Here is a 5,275-nt window from a genome sequence, read left to right on the forward strand (position 1 = left end):
ATAATTAGGGGTAGGATGGGTTAAATATCCCTTATTTTTAACCTGAGTTTCACATCTGCTAATTTCCCCTCATAACTACCCTAAAGTGAGAAATTATAGTAATATTTCTAAGGATTGCCAGAAAAGAAAGAGCGCCATGCTGCTGTGCCGATCGCTCCTCCTAAAAGAATAATTAACGTCCAAACTTGATTTTTTTGGGTTCCTTCCACCTTTTCTAGTCTTCTATCCATCCCATCGACTTTCTCAGTTAGTTTTGCTTGTCCTACCTCTAGCTTAGTTAGCCGTTCGTCGATTTTGTCAAATTTCTGGTTAAAATCCTTCTGTAGGCTGTCAAATTTCTGGTTAATATCCTTTTGTAGGCTGTCAAATTTCTGGTTAACATCCTTCTGTAGGCTGTCAAATTTCTGGTTAACATCCTGTTGCAAGGTATCGATTTTTTGGTTAAAATCCTTCTGTAGGCTGTCAAATTTCTGGTTAACATCCTGTTGGAAGGTATCGATTTTTTGGTTAACTTCCTTGATGCTGTCTTTGATTTCCTTGAGGACGGATTCAAGACTATAAGTAACGGTTTCGTTAGACATTTTGGTAAAATCCCTGGGAGTAATGATAGTACAATAATTTTATTTTAATCCTAAATCCGGTTATTAAAGACTGATTATTTATTGCCTGTCCTGATAAGTAGGGAGGCACAATTATTTGTAGGATGGGTTAGCGGTAGCGTAACCCTTGCAGGTGTTGGGTTTCATGCTTCAACCCAACCTACGTTCTATTGCCTCTATTGCCTATTGCCTCTCCTGATATGTAGCCTATACTCAACGGATTTAGTATAACTATCTCTGCCATTACTTTTGAAAAATGCTATAAATTTCCTCGGCAATATTTCTGCTACCTCCGGACTCTCCCACTCTAATTTTGCCATTTTCTAAACATCTGTGTAAATAACGAGAATCTGCCAAAATATCAATAATTTTAACCGCGGCATTTTTAAATAAATTTACCTCCGTGGGTTTCTGTCCAATAGTTATCACCGATTCCCCTAATAAGCGCATCTGTGCCTCGGCAAAAGGGTAGGTAAATTGGGGACCAAATCCGGGTATTTGTAGGACGGGTTTTCCTAATCCCACCGCTTGTTCTACTGCTGTACCCGCCATGGCTAAACAAGCGTCACAATGGTGTAGAATATCGGCAAAAGCATCACGATAACAGCACAATAAAGCCCCATTTTTCTCTAATTTTCCCGCTCCTAAATAATGCCATCCCTCTTGTTTAGCTAAATTTTCTAAGTCGGTTTCTCTGATACTAGGAATGATAGCAGCCCGAAACTGCATCGGTTTAATTTTAACTATTTCCTCACAGACTTGTAACTGTAAAGCCAAATTACTCAAAGCTTCGGGTAAACGACTCCCCGCTAATAAAGCAATCATGGGAATTTGACGATCTAATTCTAAATCTTTACCCGTTGGTGTTAAGACATCCATAATCGGATAACCGGCAAAAATCGCTTTTTTAATACCCCGATTTTGTAGGTCTGTTGCTGTATATTTATCCCGGGTAAAAACTCTTAAACAATTCTTCGATCTTAAACATAATTTTGTCAGCAAAGGTAATTTAATTGTGCCTTCGTAATAACTGGAAGTAGAAACAATAAAAGCCACAAAGGGACGACTGGTTAAACTAGCGATCGCAATCGGCACGATATCCCCCACTGCTATCAATAAATCACAATCCTTGCTAACTTTAAAAGCTGCCTGAATTTGCTGAATAGTTAGACTAATTAATCCCGCACCAATATCCTTAATCCAATTCAAAGGATTGGTATAAATAATTCCCCCCGATGGCATAGTGGCAGTGGGGGCAATAATTGGTACTGGCAATTTTTGATAAGCTTTTCCCTCTCCCACTAAAGGCAAAGCAGCTATAGATAATTGGGGCTGAATTTTTTGTAATTCCCCCAGAATTAAACTAGCATTTAAATCCTCGCCATGACCATTACTAAGAAATAAAACCTGTTTAAGCATCGATTTGTTATCCTCTATATTCCCTTGCTGCCAAAGAAACCGCCACCGTCACCGATTTGGCTTCTATTTGCTTGCTTACTAGCAAAGTATGGCCCATTTTTAAAGCGGCAGCTTCAGCGACGCTAGGGGTTCCTTCTTTCTTGTTGACAATAGCTGAGGGATTGGGGACATTAATATCTCTCAACTCCTCGGCAGTAAAGGTTTTTAGTGGCAATCCCTTCTCCTGACAGTAGGCAATTAAACCCTGTTCATTAGCTTTGATGTCAAGGGTGGCGATACCGGCAATAGCGGCTAAAGAGAGGTGATAACGCTTAAAAACAGCCCTAATTGCCCTATCTATGACCGCTTTCTCCGTCCCACGGATGCAACCTATTCCTAACCATAATACTCCTCCATGGCACTGCACTTTTACCCCGGAAGGATCGGGGGAAAAACCAGGTTGGCTAAAACCTGTCCACAGGGGACCTATCCCGATTAAATCGATTGCGGGTGAGTGGAAAGCGGGGGAAGCGCTAGTCATACAAGACTACAATATTTTTACCGGTTGAAATTGTTCGCCTTCGTCCAGTTGCCAAGCTTGTAAATCGATCGCTCGTCCTGAAACGACGGAGACAATTAAATAAGTATATCCTGACCAGGCTAATTGGCGATCGATTTCCGAGGGAATGGCGGCATGATCGGGATGGGAATGATAGATACCAATAATTTCTAGCTGGTTTTCCCGCGCCGATTTTTGAGCTTGTAAAAGCACTTCTGGAGCAATACTAAAGCGGTTTTTCCTATTACCTGACCAGTTATTTTCTGTGGTTTGCACGGTGATCACTTGGGCTGCTGTTTCGGTAATTTTTCCCAAGAGTAACCCACAACATTCTTCGGGATAGGTGGATTCTGCGTGGGTGAAAATACGCTGGGAAATTTGGTCTGTAATCAGGATCATAAGGGAAAATTTTCAAAACCTATTGATGTTAGTTTGCTTTGGCTATAGGGAACTTGAAAACTGGGTGCATCTCAATTTGGTCGAAATATCTATAGGACATTTTGTCCGTACGCGATGCGCCCTTACCATTGGCGCAATAATATTATTGTAGGGACTAATTGCCTTCGCTCTCTTTTAGTAACTTCTGCATCGCTGACTTAGGAATAACTTATTCTTGGCCGGTTCCAGCCAATGTTAAATTTATCTTATTGTTCCCTAACCTTTGCACTGAACTGATAAATGTCGATCGATTTTCGCAATCTTAATACACTTTGGGGTTCTATTTTAGTCGAAACATTGGCCCGTTTGGGATTGAAGATAGGGGTGGTTTCTCCCGGATCGCGATCGACTCCTTTAACGATAGCCTTGGCAAGACATCCCCAGATTGAAGCTATTCCCATCTTAGACGAGCGCTCGGCCGCTTTTTTTGCCCTGGGATTAGCCAAACAATTGTATCAACCGGTGGTTTTAGTCTGCACTTCCGGGACCGCCACGGCTAATTTTTATCCCGCAGTCATTGAAGCAAAAGAAAGTCATGTCCCTTTATTAATTCTAACCGCCGATCGCCCCCCAGAATTGCGTCATGCTCATGCCGGTCAGACTATCGATCAAGTCAAACTCTACGGTAATTATCCCAACTGGCAAGCGGAAATTAGCTGTCCTAGTGCCAATATCGAGCGTTTACGCTATCTCCGTCAAACTATCATCCACGCGTGGTGGCGCTGTCTTGATCCTGTCCCCGGAGTGGTGCATCTCAACTTACCATTTCGGGATCCCCTCGCACCAACTCCCGATCTAGAAATTAACAATTTAGAGGCTAATTTTGACCAAGAGGCTTTTTTTAGCCATATATCTCGGCAAAATATCGCCATTAACCACTCAATTCTCCAAATTAATTCTTTACCCTCCAAAGGAATTATCATCGCGGGATTAGCTTCCCCGCAAAACCCTGAAAGTTACTGTCAGGCGATCGCTAATTTAGCCCGATCGCAACAATATCCCGTCTTAGCGGAAGCTTTATCTCCTCTGCGAAACTATGCAGGGTTAAATCCCCATCTCATCACCACCTATGATTTATTATTGCGGAATCCTGCCCTTAGGACCCAATTAACCCCCGATGTTGTCCTGCAAATTGGCGAATTACCCACCAGCAAAGAATTACGGACCTGGTTAGAAGAAATCGACTGTCCGCGCTGGATTATCGATCCCCATCCCGATAATTACGATCCTCTACAGGGAAAAACCGGACATCTCAGGGTAAATATCGAGCAATTAGGGGATTTATTCCCAGATAAAACCGATAATAATCGAGAATATCGGCAATTATGGCAAAAATTCGACCAGCAAGCTCGATTAACCATCGATCGCCTTTTGGCAGCAGAAACTAAACTGATTGAAGGTAAAATCCCCTGGCTGCTCTCCCAATACCTCCCCCCCCGCACCCCGATCTTTATCTCTAATAGTATGCCTGTTCGCTATGCCGAGTTTTTTAACCCGCCTAGCGATCGCCAAATTCGTCCCTATTTTAACCGCGGGGCCAATGGCATCGACGGCAACCTCTCCACTGCGATAGGAATAGCTTATAAAAATGTCCCCAGTCTGCTATTAACGGGAGATTTAGCCCTATTACACGACACAAATGGTTTTTTAATCAAAAAATATTTTGTTGGCTCCTTGACCATAATTTTAATCAATAACAAGGGGGGAGGCATTTTCCAGATGTTGCCGATCGCCAAATTTGACCCTCCCTTTGAAGAATTTTTTGCCACTCCCCAAAATATCGACTTTTGCCAACTCTGTCGCACCTACGGTATTGATTACCATTTAATCAGCGATTGGACTGATTTTGAGCAAAAAATCGCAGTTTTGCCGGAATCAGGGATAAGATTACTAGAAATATCCTGCGATCGAGCTTTTAATACCCAATGGTTCCTCAGTAATTATGTGTAGGGTGTGGGGTGTGGGGTGTGGGGTGTGGGGTGTGGGGAAGTGGGGAGAATAAAGCTGCCTATTGCAAGAGTGCCTATCCTGATAGGTAGCATATACTCAACGGATTTAGTATTAATTCCCTTTTTCGAGAAAGTGAATACAATGGGTGGAAAGAGTTAAAAGAGTCCGATGAATCGACAAAGACGGCAAAAATCAAGACAATTTTCTCTCCCTAGATATTCTATCTTTCCCCCGGAACAATGGCGATCGGGAGTGACTTCTTTGGTGATTAGCTTGGTCTTGTCCCTACTGATTTTAAAACTGAATACCTCTAGTCTTTCCACTGCCACCA

At 42.5% G+C, this 5,275-nt stretch carries 5 protein-coding genes; 1 reads left to right on the plus strand and 4 read right to left on the minus strand.

The window, feature by feature from the left end; genetic code table 11:
• Positions 1-107 precede the first annotated feature (107 nt).
• From PX636_RS21305 to PX636_RS21320, 4 genes are all read right to left on the minus strand, one after another.
• Positions 108-581 carry a DUF4164 family protein gene (locus tag PX636_RS21305; protein ID WP_288118749.1) on the minus strand — a complete coding sequence of 158 codons (474 nt, stop codon included), beginning with the start codon at positions 579-581 and terminating at the stop codon, positions 108-110.
• A gap of 261 nt (positions 582-842) precedes the next feature.
• On the minus strand, positions 843-2,018 hold the full coding sequence (locus tag PX636_RS21310) for a lipid-A-disaccharide synthase-related protein (protein ID WP_287737738.1): 1,176 nt from the start codon (positions 2,016-2,018) through the stop codon (positions 843-845).
• 7 nt (positions 2,019-2,025) lie between these two features.
• Complete coding sequence (locus PX636_RS21315) at positions 2,026-2,538, minus strand: cobalamin biosynthesis protein (RefSeq protein WP_288118752.1); 513 nt, start codon at positions 2,536-2,538, stop codon at positions 2,026-2,028.
• Between the two features lie 6 nt (positions 2,539-2,544).
• Entirely contained in the window at positions 2,545-2,955 is a 411-nt protein-coding gene (locus PX636_RS21320; protein ID WP_004162447.1) for a M67 family metallopeptidase, read from the minus strand.
• A 279-nt stretch (positions 2,956-3,234) separates the two neighbouring features.
• On the opposite strand from PX636_RS21320, the gene menD reads away from it, so the two are divergent.
• Positions 3,235-4,944 (plus strand): 2-succinyl-5-enolpyruvyl-6-hydroxy-3-cyclohexene-1-carboxylic-acid synthase, encoded by a 1,710-nt coding sequence (gene menD, locus PX636_RS21325; protein ID WP_288118755.1) that lies wholly within the window; start codon positions 3,235-3,237, stop codon positions 4,942-4,944.
• Positions 4,945-5,275 lie beyond the last annotated feature (331 nt).

Origin of the sequence: Microcystis sp. M53598_WE2, assembly GCF_030067735.1 — a bacterium.
Classification (GTDB): domain Bacteria; phylum Cyanobacteriota; class Cyanobacteriia; order Cyanobacteriales; family Microcystaceae; genus Microcystis; species Microcystis aeruginosa.